At 66.7% G+C, this 13,124-nt stretch carries 14 protein-coding genes and 1 pseudogene; 3 read left to right on the top strand and 12 right to left on the bottom strand.

Annotated features, from left to right (window positions below):
* Window positions 1-5 precede the first annotated feature (5 nt).
* From PSEMAI1_RS22265 to PSEMAI1_RS0120320, 3 genes are all read right to left on the bottom strand, one after another.
* Window positions 6-299 (bottom strand): proton-translocating transhydrogenase family protein, encoded by a 294-nt coding sequence (locus PSEMAI1_RS22265; protein WP_024304636.1) that lies wholly within the window; start codon window positions 297-299, stop codon window positions 6-8.
* 15 nt (window positions 300-314) lie between these two features.
* The gene (locus PSEMAI1_RS0120315) at window positions 315-1,475 is read right to left on the bottom strand and encodes a Re/Si-specific NAD(P)(+) transhydrogenase subunit alpha (protein ID WP_024304637.1); all 1,161 of its coding nucleotides are present in this window, start codon (window positions 1,473-1,475) and stop codon (window positions 315-317) included.
* A gap of 232 nt (window positions 1,476-1,707) precedes the next feature.
* Entirely contained in the window at window positions 1,708-2,463 is a 756-nt protein-coding gene (locus tag PSEMAI1_RS0120320) for a TSUP family transporter (protein ID WP_024304638.1), read from the bottom strand.
* Window positions 2,464-2,665: 202 nt separating this feature from the next.
* On the opposite strand from PSEMAI1_RS0120320, the gene ugpQ reads away from it, so the two are divergent.
* Window positions 2,666-3,412 (top strand): glycerophosphodiester phosphodiesterase, encoded by a 747-nt coding sequence (gene ugpQ / locus PSEMAI1_RS0120330; RefSeq protein WP_029770868.1) that lies wholly within the window; start codon window positions 2,666-2,668, stop codon window positions 3,410-3,412.
* Here ugpQ and glpD read toward each other — a convergent pair.
* A complete protein-coding gene (gene glpD / locus PSEMAI1_RS0120335; RefSeq protein WP_024304640.1) occupies window positions 3,409-4,920 on the bottom strand; it encodes a glycerol-3-phosphate dehydrogenase in 1,512 nt (503 codons plus the stop codon). The genes ugpQ and glpD overlap by 4 nt on opposite strands.
* Before the next feature lie 304 nt (window positions 4,921-5,224).
* On the opposite strand from glpD, the gene PSEMAI1_RS0120340 reads away from it, so the two are divergent.
* Both PSEMAI1_RS0120340 and PSEMAI1_RS22360 read left to right on the top strand, forming a co-directional pair.
* On the top strand, window positions 5,225-7,807 hold the full coding sequence (locus PSEMAI1_RS0120340; RefSeq protein WP_029770869.1) for a PAS domain S-box protein: 2,583 nt from the start codon (window positions 5,225-5,227) through the stop codon (window positions 7,805-7,807).
* Between the two features lie 18 nt (window positions 7,808-7,825).
* Window positions 7,826-7,891 (top strand): annotated as a pseudogene (locus PSEMAI1_RS22360) (pyocin activator PrtN family protein); the annotation flags it as partial.
* Between the two features lie 39 nt (window positions 7,892-7,930).
* Here the strand turns inward: PSEMAI1_RS22360 and PSEMAI1_RS22275 are convergent.
* The 8 genes from PSEMAI1_RS22275 to rpmH all read right to left on the bottom strand — a co-directional run bounded on the left by PSEMAI1_RS22275 (window position 7,931) and on the right by rpmH (window position 12,893).
* Window positions 7,931-8,185, bottom strand: a complete 255-nt coding sequence (locus PSEMAI1_RS22275) for a hypothetical protein (protein ID WP_029770871.1) — start codon at window positions 8,183-8,185, stop codon at window positions 7,931-7,933.
* Between the two features lie 44 nt (window positions 8,186-8,229).
* On the bottom strand, window positions 8,230-8,568 hold the full coding sequence (locus PSEMAI1_RS20790) for a BrnA antitoxin family protein (protein WP_024304641.1): 339 nt from the start codon (window positions 8,566-8,568) through the stop codon (window positions 8,230-8,232).
* Window positions 8,537-8,827 (bottom strand): BrnT family toxin, encoded by a 291-nt coding sequence (locus PSEMAI1_RS0120355; RefSeq protein WP_024304642.1) that lies wholly within the window; start codon window positions 8,825-8,827, stop codon window positions 8,537-8,539. Before PSEMAI1_RS0120355 ends, PSEMAI1_RS20790 begins: the two co-directional genes overlap by 32 nt.
* A gap of 100 nt (window positions 8,828-8,927) precedes the next feature.
* Window positions 8,928-10,280 (bottom strand): tRNA uridine-5-carboxymethylaminomethyl(34) synthesis GTPase MnmE, encoded by a 1,353-nt coding sequence (gene mnmE, locus PSEMAI1_RS0120360; protein ID WP_024304643.1) that lies wholly within the window; start codon window positions 10,278-10,280, stop codon window positions 8,928-8,930.
* A gap of 255 nt (window positions 10,281-10,535) precedes the next feature.
* Entirely contained in the window at window positions 10,536-12,188 is a 1,653-nt protein-coding gene (gene yidC, locus PSEMAI1_RS0120370; protein ID WP_024304644.1) for a membrane protein insertase YidC, read from the bottom strand.
* 19 nt (window positions 12,189-12,207) lie between these two features.
* Window positions 12,208-12,417 (bottom strand): membrane protein insertion efficiency factor YidD, encoded by a 210-nt coding sequence (gene yidD / locus PSEMAI1_RS0120375; protein ID WP_024304645.1) that lies wholly within the window; start codon window positions 12,415-12,417, stop codon window positions 12,208-12,210.
* The gene (gene rnpA, locus PSEMAI1_RS21600) at window positions 12,393-12,755 is read right to left on the bottom strand and encodes a ribonuclease P protein component (protein WP_084612743.1); all 363 of its coding nucleotides are present in this window, start codon (window positions 12,753-12,755) and stop codon (window positions 12,393-12,395) included. Before rnpA ends, yidD begins: the two co-directional genes overlap by 25 nt.
* A gap of 3 nt (window positions 12,756-12,758) precedes the next feature.
* Window positions 12,759-12,893: a 50S ribosomal protein L34 gene (rpmH, locus tag PSEMAI1_RS0120380; RefSeq protein WP_008955801.1), complete on the bottom strand. Its 135-nt coding sequence runs from the start codon at window positions 12,891-12,893 to the stop codon at window positions 12,759-12,761.
* Window positions 12,894-13,124 lie beyond the last annotated feature (231 nt).

Here is a 13,124-nt window from a genome sequence, read left to right on the forward strand (position 1 = left end):
GCTCCTTATTTTTTCTTCTTCTTGAACATGTCGAGCATGCGCTGGGTCACCAGGAAGCCGCCGAAGATGTTGATGCTGGCCAGGAAGATGCCGATCGCGCCCAGCACGGACGTCAAGGTGATCTGCTCACCGTTGATGTCCACCACCTGCAACAGCGCGCCGACCACGATGATGCCCGAGATGGCGTTGGTCACCGACATCAGCGGGGTATGCAGCGCCGGGGTGACGTTCCACACCACGTGATAGCCGACGAACACGGCCAGCACGAACACGGTAAGACTGGTGATAAAGGGATCCATGACACTCTCCTGGCATCAAGCCCGCGTCGCGGCCGGGGTGCCGGCGGCGGACGGGGTGGAAGGTTGACCGAAGCGCACCGTGCCGTCGTGGGTGATCAGCGTGGCGGCCAGCAGGTCGTCCTCCAGGTTGATCGAGAAGCCGTCCTTGGTGAGCATCAGCGACAGGAAGGTCAGCAGGTTGCGCGCGTACAGGCTCGACGCATCCGCCGCCACCAGCCCCGGCAGGTTGGCGGTGCCGACCACGGTCACGCCGTTGTCGGTCACGCTTACCTCGCCCGGACGGGTCAGCGCGCAGTTGCCGCCGGCCTCCGCCGCGATGTCGATGATCACCGAGCCCGGCTTCATTCCGCGCACCACCGCCTCGCTGATCAACAGCGGCGCCTTCTTGCCCGGGATCAGCGCGGTGGTGATGATGATGTCGGCCGCCATGGCGTGCTTGGCCACCAGCTCGGCCTGGCGGCGCTTGTAGTCGTCCGACATCTCCTTGGCGTAGACGCCGTCGCTGGCCGCCTTCTCCTCGTCGGTCATCGGCACCTCGATGAACTTGGCGCCGAGCGACTCCACCTGCTCCTTGGTCGCCGCGCGCACGTCGGTGGCCTCCACCACCGCGCCCAGGCGCTTGGCGGTGGCGATGGCCTGCAGGCCCGCCACGCCCACGCCCATGATCAGCACGCGCGCCGGCTTCACGGTGCCGGCCGCGGTCATCAGCATCGGCATGAAGCGCGGGTAGTAGTGCGTGGCCAGCAGCACCGCCTTGTAGCCGGCGATGTTGTTCTGGCTGGACAGCACGTCCATGCTCTGCGCACGCGTGGTGCGCGGCAACAGCTCCATGGCGAAGGCCGACAGCTTCCTGGCCGCCATGGCCGCCAGATGCGGGTTGGCGTAGGGGTTCATCAGCGAGATGACGGTGGCGCCTTGTTTGAACTCGGCGATCTCGTCGGCCTCGGGCGGGCGCACCTGGAGCACGATGTCGGCGGCGGCCAGCGCGGCGGCGCGGCCCTGCGCCAGGCTGGCGCCGGCGTCGGCGTAGGCCGCATCGGGGACGGCGGACAGGCGCCCGGCCCCCGACTCGACGACCACGGTGTGACCCATGGCGACGAGTTTCTTCACCGTTTCCGGTGTGGCGGCCACGCGCGTCTCGCCGGCCAGACGTTCGGCCGGAATTGCGATCTGCATGGTCAGTTCCTCAGTTGTGTTAAAGCGAAAGCGTTGTCGACGACGGTTTTTGCTCTGTATTAAACAGTCGTTTGTTTTATTTGTATCGCCGTTATACTTGTTATCGGCGTCGTTGTCATATAGTTACGACAAATCTTGCGGAAACCTTGTTCGCTGTCAATGCGACTTTAGGTCTCTCGGCTTACGCCAGCATGTCACAGTCCGCTGTCGATGCGACTTCAGGCGTCCCGGCTTAGCTCAGCATGTCGTAGGCGAACTTGCCGATCAAACCCGTCACCAGAATCAGGAACAACACCCGCACCAGCCCCGCCCCGCCCTTGATGGCGATGCGGCTGCCCACCTGGGCGCCGACGATGTTGGACAGCGCCATCGGAATGCTCACCGCGTAGAGGATGTTGCCGGTGCTGACAAAAAACGACAGTGCGGCGAGGTTGGTGGCCAGGTTCACCACCTTGGCCGCCGCCGACGCGTGCAAAAAGTCGAAGGCGAAACAGCGTACGAACAGGAAGATCAGGAAAGACCCGGTGCCCGGCCCGAAGATGCCGTCGTAGAAGCCGATGCCCCCGCCGATCAGCAGCGCCAGCCGCTTCTCCCGGCGCGTGATCGCCGTCGGCTTGTGCAGCCGGCCCAGATCCTTCTTTTTCAAGGTGTAGAGCGCCATCGCGATCAACAGCACCAGCACGATGGGCTTCATCACCTCCTTCGGCACATAGCTCGCCGCGGTGGCGCCGACGAACGACAGCGCGAAGGCGGCGCCGGTCGCCGGCAGGATCAGCTCCCACGCCATCCGTACCCGTTTGACGAAGCTGCGCGTGGCGCTGGCGGTGCCGAACACCGAGGCGAACTTGTTGGTGCCGAGCAGCGTGGCCGGGGCTTGCGTGGATAGGGTATTGAACAGCGCGGGCAGCTGGATCAGTCCGCCGCCGCCGACCGCCGAGTCGATCATGCCGGCAAAAAACGCCATCAGGCACAGAAAAGCGATTTCCATAGGGCTTGTTTCTTCTATTTGTTGCGCCGCACAAACCGTGGTGACGATAACGTCGCGTCACACAAGTTGTAAAGCAGGGTTTACGATTAAGGGAACAGAGAGACCGAAAGAATAATCGATTCCAATGGCTTCTGGCTGTGGCGAGCAATATGGCTGTTGTCATGGCCAGCGGCCCATTCCGACCGAACTCCTCGAGGTGATCATGCCCTCATGGCCTTATCCGCTGGTGTTCGCCCATCGCCTGGGCGGTGCGCTGGCGCCGGAAAATACCCTGGCCGGCCTGCAGATCGCGGCGCGGCTCGGGGTGCGGGCGGTGGAGTGCGACGTCAAGCTGTCGGCCGACGGCGAGCCGTTCCTGCTGCACGACGACACCCTGCCGCGCACCACCAACGGCAGTGGTCCGGCCCGCGCGCTGACGCTGGCGCAGCTGCGCGAACTGGACGCCGGCAGCCGTTTCCATCCGGCGTTCGCCGGCGAAGCGCTGCCGCTCTTGGAGGAACTGGCCACGCTGTGCCGCGGCGGCGACATCCTGGCCAACCTGGAGATCAAGCCGTGCCCTGGGCGCGAGGCCGAAACCGGGCGGGTGGTGGCCGAAGCGGCGTGCCGCCTGTGGAAAGGAGCCGGGGTGCCGCCGCTGCTGTCGTCGTTTTCGGTCGAAGCGCTGCAGGCGGCCGCCGCGACGGCGCCGGAACTGCCGCGTGGCCTGCTGTGCGTCTCGCCCCCCGCCGATTGGCGCGCGCGGCTCGAGGCGGTGGGTGCCGTGGCGCTGCACTGCCACCACGCCAGCCTGAACCTGGAACGAGTCGACACCCTCCGCCGCGCCGGCTACGCGGTGATGGCGTACACCGTCAACGACGTGATGGAAGCGAGGCTGCTGCAGTCCTGGGGGGTGGACATGCTGTGCACCGACCGGCCGGACCGGCTGGGAGAATTGGAAGGGCGCTGCTAATCCCCGACCAACCCCGCGTAGCGCGTCTCCCAGGCATCGGCAAAAGCCTGCCGCTGCGCCTCGCTCATCGCCAGCCCGCACTTGCTGCGGCGCCACAGCACGTCCTCGGGCTGGCGCGCCCACTCCTGCCGGATCAGGTATTCCACCTCGCGCTGGTACAGCCCGCCGCCGTGATCGGTGCCGAAGTCGGCCAAGGTCGACGCGCCCTGCAGCAGCACCTCGATCAGGCTACCGTGGCGCTGCAGCAGCGCGCTCAGCAGTGGTTCGGGCAGCCAGGGGAAACGCTTGGCGAGCTGCTGACGGTAGGTCTCGAGCGTCAGCGTGGGCAGCACGCCGCCGGGCAGCGCCGGCGGCGGGCCTTCCGGGAGTTCCAGCGGCAGTTCCCGGCCGAAGTGGCCGGCCAGCCGCGTCAGTGCGACGCGTGCCAGCTGGCGATGCGTGGTGAGCTTGCCGCCGAACACCGACAGCAGCGGAACCGTCGTGCCGTCCAGCTCGAGATGGTAGTCGCGCGTCACCGCCGCGGCGCTGGCCGAACCGTCGTCGAACAGCGGCCGCACCCCGGCAAAGCTCCACACCACGTCCTCCGCCCGGATCGGCGTACGGAAATACTCGTTCACCACCCGGCACAGGTAATCGATCTCGGCGGGGCTCGCCGACAGCGCCGCCGGGTCGCCGTCGAACGGCACGTCGGTGGTGCCGATCAGGTTGTAGTCGCCATACGGCAGCACGAACACCACGCGCCGGTCGCCGCTTTGCAGCAGGTAGGCGTGCTCGCCCTGGTACCTCCTCGGCACCACGATGTGGCTGCCCTTGACCAGCCGCAGCCGGGAGCGGCCGGCATGGCCCAGGGTGGTCTCCAGCACCCGCTCCACCCACGGCCCGGCGGCGTTCACCAGCGCGTCGGCCGTGACCGTCCACGGCTGGCCGCGAGGGTCGATCAGCCGCGCCAGCCAGCCGGTTTCGCCCCGGCAGGCCCCCTCCAGGTGGGTACGGGTCAGCACGTCGGCGCCGTACTCGCGTGCCTGCATCGCGTTGAGCACCACCAGCCGGGCGTCGTCCACCCAGCAATCGGAATAGCAGAAGCCGGTGTGGAAGGCGGGGCGCAGCGGCTCGCCGGTCGCGTGCTGCGCCAGCTCTAGGCGCTGGCTGGCCGGCAACTGCTCGCGGTTGCCGAGGTGGTCGTACAGCAGCAGGCCCAGGCGGATCATCCACACCGGGCGCAGCGCCTTGTGGTGCGGCAGGATGAAGGTCAGCGGACGGATGATGTGCGGCGCCATCGCCAGCAGCACCTCGCGCTCGGCCAGCGCCTCGCGCACCAGGCGGAATTCGCCGTACTCCAGGTAACGCAGGCCGCCGTGGATCAGCTTGCTGGACGCCGACGAGGTATGCGCGGCCAGGTCGTCCTGCTCCACCAGCAGCACCGACAGTCCGCACTGGGCCGCCAGGTTGGCGATGCCGCAGCCGTTGATGCCGCCCCCCACCACCAGCACATCGTAATGTTCGCGCATGAGAACAGGGTCCTGTCAGGCCATCCAGCTTTCAGCATATGACATGGTTCCGGGCGGGGAAGCCTTCTCGCTGCGCGGGCGCCCGGTGGCGCGCCCGTCCCGGGGTGGCCGTCGCTCGTGAACACCGCCGTCATGGCGCCGGCATGGCGCAGCCGTTGCCCCTCCCGTTCCGCCCGTGACCACCGGAAAAATTGTAAATATTTGTTGCTCATGTACTCATCCGGCATGATGACAAACGTTTTTCCGGTAGAATGCGAGGCGCTCCGGCGCATGCCGGTTAACTCGGTCCCTGCCTGAAAATACCATGTGGAATGCTTCCCGTTTGCGCCTGGCCGCGGCTCTCGTCCTGCTGGCTACCGCACTGGCCTTGCCGGCCTATTGGCTGCGCCTGGAGCAGAGCCACGACACCCTGCGCACGCATACGCTGCAACAGGCCTCCCGGCATGCCGCTCAACTGGCGGCCACCGTCGCCGACAGCCAGGCCGGCGCGCTGGCCAACGTCGACTACGCCCTGCAGAACCTGCGCGCGGAATACCTCGTCGCCCCCGAGCTGATGGCGCAGAGCGCCAGCCAGACCATCGCCGCCTTCCCGCCCGGCATGCTGCGCCAGATCGCCGTGATCGATGCCGAGGGCTATCTGGCCTACTCCAATCTGAACCGCTCGCTGCGCGTCTACCTGGGCGATCGCGATCACTTCAAGGTGCACGCCATCCGCCGCACCGACCAGATCCACATCAGCAAGCCGCTGCTGGGACGCGTCTCCAAGGCGTGGAGCATCCAGTTCTCGCGCCCGCTGTTCCGGCGCGGTCAGTTCGCCGGCGTGATGGTGTTCTCCATCGCTCCCGACTACTTCGTCAACCGCTTCGCCGCGCTGCGGCTCGGACCGAACGACACCATAGCGCTGCTGCGCAGCGACGGGCGCTTTTTGGCGCGCAACCGGCTGCAGGACAAGACCATGGGACAGCTGTTCGACCTGAACGCGCCGTTTCGCGGTCCGTCCGCCGGCGGGCACGGCACCTTCCGGCTGACTTCGGCGATCGACCACGTGCCGCGCACCTACGCCTGGCAGACGCTGGAACTGTTCTCGCTGATCGCGGTGGTCGGCTTCGACGAACGCGCCATCCTGTCGCCGATCGAGCGCCTCATCGCCGCCAGCCGCTGGCGCAGCGCGCTGGGCTCGCTGCTGCTGGGCGGTTTGGCGGTGGCGGTCAGCGTGCTGCTGCTGCGGGCGGGACGGCAGCGGCGCGCCCTGCTGGAGAGCGAGGCGCGCTACCGCAACCTGTTCGAGAAGAACGCCGCGGTCAAGCTGCTGGTCGATCCGGCCGGGGCCCGCATCGTCGATGCCAATCCGGCCGCCGCCGAGTTCTACGGCTACCCGCGCGAGACCTTGGTGCAGATGCGCCTGCCGCAGCTCATCACCTTGCCGGCGGCCGTGCTGCAGCAGGAAGTGGAGCGGGTGCTGGCCGGCGAGAGCGGCTACTTCACCTGTATCCACCGGCTTGCCTCCGGCGCAGCGCGCGAGGTCGAGATCTATACCGGGCCGGTGCGGCTCGACGGGCGCGACCTGCTGTACTGCATCGTGCTCGATGCCAGCCCCCGGCACGAACTGGAGCGGCGGCTGCGGCAGAGTGAAGAACAGCGCCAGGCGCTGCTCGACAGCCTGGACGAAGGCGTCGTCGTGGTCGACGCCGAGGGCGTGGCCACCTCCGCCAACCCGCAGGCGCGGCGGCTGCTGGACCTCGACGCGACGGGGCGGATGAGCGCCGGGCGCTGGCTGATCCACCCGGATGGCACACCGCTGGCCGCCGATCCGTCCCTCGGTCTGGCGGCCGTGCGCGACGCGGCGCCGCTCGAGCGCGAGCGGCTCGGCATCGCCAGCCACGGGGGCGAGCCGCAGTGGGTCTCGCTCAGCGTGCGCCCGCTCAGCCATGACGGCGCGGGCCGGGCACCCGCCGCCCTGCTGACGTTCGCCGATATCTCGCCGCTGTTGGCCGGCCAGGCGGCGCAGCGGCTGGCGCAGTCGGTGTTCGATGCCGCCAGCGAAGGCATCATGGTGACCGATCTCGACAACGTCATCGTGGCGGTCAACCGTGCCTTCAGCCTGCGCACCGGCTACCGTGCCGAGGACATCACCGGCCGCACCCCCGCCATGCTGGCCTCGGGCTGGCACGACGACGCGTTCTACAAGACGCTGTGGCAAGGCCTGCGCCAGGACGGCCAGTGGGAAGGCGAGATCAGCAACCGCCGCAAGAACGGCGAGGTTCAGGCCGAATGGCTGAAAGTCTCGGTACTGCTCGACGAACAGGGGCAGCCGTGCCACTACATCGCGCTGTTCAGCGACCTCAGCGAAGAACGGCAACGGCAACAGCAAGCCTGGCGGCAGGCCCATTACGACCCCCTGACCGGCCTGCCGAACCGCACGCTGCTGCAGGCGCGGCTGGAGCGCGCCCTGGCCCGGGCCGAGCGCCACGGCAGCCGGGTCGTGCTGCTGCAGCTCGCCCTGGACCGCTTCCTCCCCATCGCCGAGCGCTACGGCCGCGACGCCGCCGATCAGCTGCTGTGCCTGGTGGGGCGGCGGCTGGAACACGGCCTGCGTCCGCAGGACTGCGTCGCGCGGCTGGGCGACGACGAGTTCGCCGTGCTGCTGGCCGACCTGCCGGCCGGCACCAGCGCCGCCGCCGTGGCAAACCCGCTGCTGGCGCGGCTGGCGCAGCCGTTCATGCTGGGCAAGCACCGCGTGGACATCGCACTCCGCCTCGGCGTGGCCGCGTTCCCGCAGGACGGTGGCGAAGCCGCCCGGCTGCTCGCCCGCGCCGAAACCCTCTGCCGCGCCAGCGTGCCGGGCCGCACGAGCTACCCGGCGCTGAGCGGCGACCTGCCGGGCTAGGCGGCGGTCACTGCGTTTGCGAAAAGCCAGAAATCACCACGAATGGTGCATCTACAGGATTTGGCAGACTGGATTGACAAGCAGCGGCAGGAAGCTGTGAAGCAATGGCATAGAAGCAACGATTTAATAGGGGGCAAGCATAGCCAGCCCACAACAGCGGGTGTACGCGCGCATCCTCGCCCATCGCCACAGTACCGACACCAGCCAGGCAACGGCCACCACAGACAAGCCACCCAGCGCCAGCCCGGCCAAGGCTGCATACAGTGCGGTATCCCACGCCCAGCCGTGGCGCTGCGCCGTGAACACGGCCCCGCCGCCGGCCATGGCCGCCACGGCCAGCCAGCCCACAGCGCTGAATGCGGCATCCGCCTTATTCATCGCTGCACCTGTCCTGCTGGGGGGATCCCGCTGGCGTTGGGCCATCAGGCCGGCAACTTGCGCGGGTCATGGTCTTTAAGCCAGTCCTGCAGGGCGGCATCCATGCGTGACTGCCAGCCGGGGCCGGTGGCGCGGAAGCGGGCGATCACATCGGGGGAATAGCGCACCGTAACCTGCAGCTTGCTGCTGTCTTTCTTGGGGCGGCCTCGCTGCCGCACGGCTTGGCGGAGTGCGGCCAGATCGGGGGTATCGTCCCCGCTGGTGTCCGGCTCGACTCCCTGTTCGGCCTCGCGCTTGACGCGGTCCAGATCGCTTTTTGATTCGCCCCGCTCGCGCATGGCCTGCAGGGCCTCACTCGTCATCGTGGTTGGCAAGCCATTCATGGTACAGGCTCCTTTCATCGGAATGGGCACGGCGCAAGCTGATACAGCGCACCGCCCCGGCGTTGGGGACATACACCAGTGTCAGCACTGTCAAGACTTCATAGACGTAGGCAAATGCCTGTATCCGGCGTTCCCCATTGCGCTCGCTGATGGCCTCGAGCTTGATCGGGCTCTCATACACCAAGGGCGCATCAACAAAGTCCAAGCCATGCTTGGCGATGTTGGCAAGGCGTTTGGCCTCATCCCATTCATAGTTCATGATTTATTGTAGCTACAAAATAGAGGATTGGCAGCCGCCGCACCGCCATGGGGCGTTGAATAGGGTTTGTGGACTTCGCCGGGCGTTGCCGGACGTGAAATTACTTTCCGATGCAGAACCGGCTGAAGATGACCCCCAACAGATCGTCCGGGGTGAATTCCCCGGTCACTTCCGACAGCGCGTGCTGCGCCAGCCGCAGCTCCTCGGCGAACAGCTCCACCTGCTGCCACACCTCCTCGGCCGCGGCCAGGTGGTCGGCGGCGCGGCGGATGGCGTCGAGGTGGCGTTCGCGCGCCAGGAACACCCCCTCGCTGGCGCCGCTGTAGCCGATCATCTCCAGCAGCTTGGCCTTGAGCGCGTCCACGCCGGCGTGGGTGCGTGCCGACAACCGCACCACCGGGTGGCCGTCCTCCTCGGCGAGACCGGGCGCCTCGCCGGACAAATCCACCTTGTTGAACACGAACACGCGCGGCAGGCGCTCGGGCAGGCGGGCCAGAATGGCGGCCACCTCGGCCCCCAGCCCCTCGCGGCTGTCCACCAGCACCAGCACCAGGTCGGCCTTGTCCACCGCCTGCCAGGTGCGCTCGATGCCGATCTTCTCCACCACGTCCTCGGTATCCCTGAGACCGGCGGTGTCGATCACGTGCACCGGCACGCCGTCGATGACGATTTCCTCGCGCAGCGTGTCGCGCGTGGTGCCGGCGATGTCGGTGACGATGGCGATCTCGTCGCCCGCCAGCGCGTTCATCAGGCTCGACTTGCCGACGTTGGGCTGGCCCACCAGCACCACGTGCATGCCCTCGCGCAGGATCGCGCCCTGGCGCGCCGTGGCCTGCACCCGGATCAGCTGCGTGCGCACCCCGGCGAGCTTGCCGCGCGCGTCGGCCGCCTCGAGGAAGTCGATCTCCTCGTCCGGGAAGTCGAGCGTCGCCTCGACCAGCATCCGCAGCGTGATCAGCTCGTCCACCAGCTGGTGGATCTCGTGCGAGAACGCCCCCTTCAGCGACTTGAGCGCGCTCTTGGCGGCGGTCTCGCTGGAGGCGTCGATCAGGTCGGCCACGCTCTCGGCCTGCGCCAGGTCGAGCTTGTCGTTGAGGAAGGCGCGCTTGGTGAACTCGCCCGGCTCGGCCAGCCGCGCCCCCAGCTCCAGGCAGCGCGCCAGCAGCATGTTCATCACCACCGGCCCGCCGTGGCCCTGCAGCTCGAGCACGTCCTCGCCGGTGAACGAATTCGGGCCGGGGAAGAACAGCATCAGGCCGTTGTCGATCGGGGTGCCGTCGGCGCCGAGGAAGTCGCTGTAGGTGGCGTAGCGCGGCTGGGGAACCTTGCCGCCCGAGATGGCATGGGCGAACGACTGCAGCTCGCGGCCGGAAACGCGGATGACGCCGACGCCGCCGCGGCCGGGAGCGGTGGCGATGGCGCAGATGGTGGTCGGGGTGTAGGCAAGCGACATGGTGGCGGTCCTGCGGGTAGGGCGGAAAAATCTGGCCGAAACGGTCTGGTTCTTAGACCGTTTCGGTCAGGCTTTTCTCAATAAGGCGATGGGTTTCGCGCTGCGCCACCCATCCTACGCTCTCGCCGGTGGTGGACGTGTAGGATGGGTGAAGGCGCTTGCGCCGTAACCCATCGGGCTTCTGGCCACACCCAGCGTGCCAGGAAAAAAGCCCGGCCATCAAGGCCGGGCTCGTCATCGTGGCTACGAAGCGGCTCAGGACTGCAGCGCCAGCTTCTTGGCCTTCTCGATCTGCTTGTTGATGTACCACTGCTGGGCGATCGACAGCACGTTGTTCACCACCCAGTACAGCACCAGGCCGGCCGGGAAGAAGAAGAACATCGCCGAGAACGCAACCGGCATGATCTTCATCATCTTCGCCTGCATCGGGTCGGCCGGCGGCGGGTTGAGGAAGGTCTGCAGGAACATGGTGATGGCCATGATCGCCGGCAGCACGTAGAACGGGTCCGGGCGGGCCAGGTCGTCGATCCACAGGATCCAGTCCGCCTGGCGCAGCTCCACCGAGGCCAAGAGCGACCAGTACAGGCCGATGAACACCGGGATCTGGATCAGCATCGGCAGGCAGCCGCCGAGCGGATTGACCTTCTCGCTCTTGTACATCTCCATCACCGCCTGCTGCATCTTCATGCGGTCGTCGCCGTACTGCTCCTTCAGGCGCTCCAGACGCGGCGCCAGCGCCTTCATCTTGCCCATCGAGCGGTACGAAGCGGCGGTCAGCGGGTAGAACACGGCCTTGACGATCAGCGTCAGCAGCACGATCGCCCAGCCCCAGTTGTTCACCAGCGCGTGCAGCTTGGTCAACAGCCAGAACAGCGGCGAGGCGAAGATGTGCACCCAGCCGTAGTCCTTGGCGTACTCCATGCCGTCGGCCACCTTGGTGATCACGTTGTACTCTTCCGGACCGGCGTACAGCGGCACCGTGATCGAACGGCTGGCGCCCGGCGCGATTGCCGGCAGGTCCACCAGCGTGGCGGCGGAGTACAGGCCGTTGCTCTCCTTCAGCTCGAAGCGGCACGGCGTTCCGGCGGCACAGATGCTCTGGCCGTTCAGCGGCTTGACGATCCAGGCCGACATGAAATAGTGCTGCAGCATCGACACCCAGCCGTCATTGGCGCTCTTGGCGTAATCGCCCTTGCCTTTGGCCAGGTCGTCGAAGGTCACCTTCTGGAACTTGCCCTCGGCGGTGTACACCGCCGGGCCGGTGAAGGTATGCGCCATGAAGTTCTCGCCTTCCGGCGCCTCGCCGTCGCGCAGCAGGCGGAAGTAGGCGGTGGCCCCCAGCGGCGCGCTGCCGCCGTTGGTGATGTCGTAGCGCACGTCGATGTCGTAGGCGCCCTTCTTGAAGGTGTACACCTTGCTCACCTTGACGCCGTTGGCTTCCGGTGCGGTCAGCTTCACTTCCAGCTTGTCGCCGTTGAGCTGGTAGCTGGTCTTCTCGGCCGTGAACACGGTCTTGTGCGTCGGCAGCGCCGGGTTGGCGGTGGCCACCAGGCCGGTCTGCGCCACGTACACGCGGCCGCCCTTGTCGGTGAACAGCTCGAACGGCTTGCTGGCGTCCTCGGCGGCGTTGTGCTTCAGCAGATCCAGGCGGCGCAGGTCACCCCCGACGGTGTCGATCTCCGCCTTGAACAGGTCGGTGTTGACCGTGATGCGCTGGCCCGAGGTCAGCTTGCTGGCGTCGGCCGGCTGGGCTGCCGAGGCACCGGCACCGGGCGCGGCCGGGGCGCCGGCCGTGGTCTGGCTCTTGGCCAGCTGCTGCGGCGTCGGCTTGGGCGCGAAATACTCCTGCCAGAGCAGCAGGATGCTCATGGACAGAACGATGAAAATGATCAGTCGCTTGGAATCCATCTCTCGTTACCGGGAAAGGTCAGGGAACCGGGTCGTAGCCGCTGCCGCCCCACGGGTGGCAGCGCGAAATACGCCGAACAGCCAGCCAGCCGCCCTTGCAGGCGCCATGTTTCTTCACCGCCTCGATCGCGTAGCCGGAACAGGTCGGCATATAGCGGCAGCGCGGCGCGAGCCACGGGCTGATGGCGACCTGGTAGCAGCGGATCAGGAAGATGAAGAGGCGTGACATCGGGCTAGTTTACCAAAGAGTGAGGACAACGCCGTGACAGCTTCGGTGCGCGTCTCGCGGTCGAACACGAGGCGGGAACGCACCACGTAATCGACGGAGCCGAGCGTCTGCTGGTTCAGGCGGAACCACTCTCGAACGGTGCGCTTGATGTAATTACGGCGATACGCCCGCTTGGCGACCTTCTTGCCGACCACGAGACCGAGTCGCGGGCGGCCCAGGCCGTTGGGGCGGGCGTATACCTGAAAATACGGGTTGCTGCGCGCTTGCCGCAAACTAAAAACGGATGAAAATTCATCCGTTTTCAACAGCCGGTGCGCACGGCGAAAGCGAAAGGCCAAAACTTACACGGCCAGACGCTTGCGACCCTTGGCGCGGCGAGCGGCCAGAACGGCGCGACCACCACGGGTCTTGGAACGAACGAGGAAGCCGTGGGTGCGCTTGCGGCGCGTGGTCGAGGGCTGGTAAGTGCGTTTCATGATTCGGTGTTCCTATTTCGAAACGAGGAAATAAACACGTGATTTCACAAGAAACGGCCCGCTTTGTCAATCGCTAATTTTTTCGCTCCCTGTGGATAACTTTCCGGAAAACTATTAGAATGTCAAAACTTAGCGACCCCCACCCGCTGCGTAAGAATTGAACAGAAACCGTCCCCCTGCGGGCCAGGTTACTCTCGTTGCCGGGGAAGGAGCGCGCCTGCGCCATGCCGA

Source organism: Pseudogulbenkiania sp. MAI-1, assembly GCF_000527175.1.
GTDB lineage: Bacteria > Pseudomonadota > Gammaproteobacteria > Burkholderiales > Chromobacteriaceae > Pseudogulbenkiania.

Bases quoted from the DNA above. Each gene is read 5' to 3' on its own strand.
- PSEMAI1_RS22265 (WP_024304636.1), bottom strand. From the start codon at position 299: ATGGATCCCTTTATCACCAGTCTTACCGTGTTCGTGCTGGCCGTGTTC.
- PSEMAI1_RS0120315 (WP_024304637.1), bottom strand. From the start codon at position 1,475: ATGCAGATCGCAATTCCGGCCGAACGTCTGGCCGGCGAGACGCGCGTG.
- PSEMAI1_RS0120320 (WP_024304638.1), bottom strand. From the start codon at position 2,463: ATGGAAATCGCTTTTCTGTGCCTGATGGCGTTTTTTGCCGGCATGATC.
- ugpQ (WP_029770868.1), top strand. From the start codon at position 2,666: ATGCCCTCATGGCCTTATCCGCTGGTGTTCGCCCATCGCCTGGGCGGT.
- glpD (WP_024304640.1), bottom strand. From the start codon at position 4,920: ATGCGCGAACATTACGATGTGCTGGTGGTGGGGGGCGGCATCAACGGC.
- PSEMAI1_RS0120340 (WP_029770869.1), top strand. From the start codon at position 5,225: ATGTGGAATGCTTCCCGTTTGCGCCTGGCCGCGGCTCTCGTCCTGCTG.
- PSEMAI1_RS22275 (WP_029770871.1), bottom strand. From the start codon at position 8,185: ATGAATAAGGCGGATGCCGCATTCAGCGCTGTGGGCTGGCTGGCCGTG.
- PSEMAI1_RS20790 (WP_024304641.1), bottom strand. From the start codon at position 8,568: ATGAATGGCTTGCCAACCACGATGACGAGTGAGGCCCTGCAGGCCATG.
- PSEMAI1_RS0120355 (WP_024304642.1), bottom strand. From the start codon at position 8,827: ATGAACTATGAATGGGATGAGGCCAAACGCCTTGCCAACATCGCCAAG.
- mnmE (WP_024304643.1), bottom strand. From the start codon at position 10,280: ATGTCGCTTGCCTACACCCCGACCACCATCTGCGCCATCGCCACCGCT.
- yidC (WP_024304644.1), bottom strand. From the start codon at position 12,188: ATGGATTCCAAGCGACTGATCATTTTCATCGTTCTGTCCATGAGCATC.
- yidD (WP_024304645.1), bottom strand. From the start codon at position 12,417: ATGTCACGCCTCTTCATCTTCCTGATCCGCTGCTACCAGGTCGCCATC.
- rpmH (WP_008955801.1), bottom strand. From the start codon at position 12,893: ATGAAACGCACTTACCAGCCCTCGACCACGCGCCGCAAGCGCACCCAC.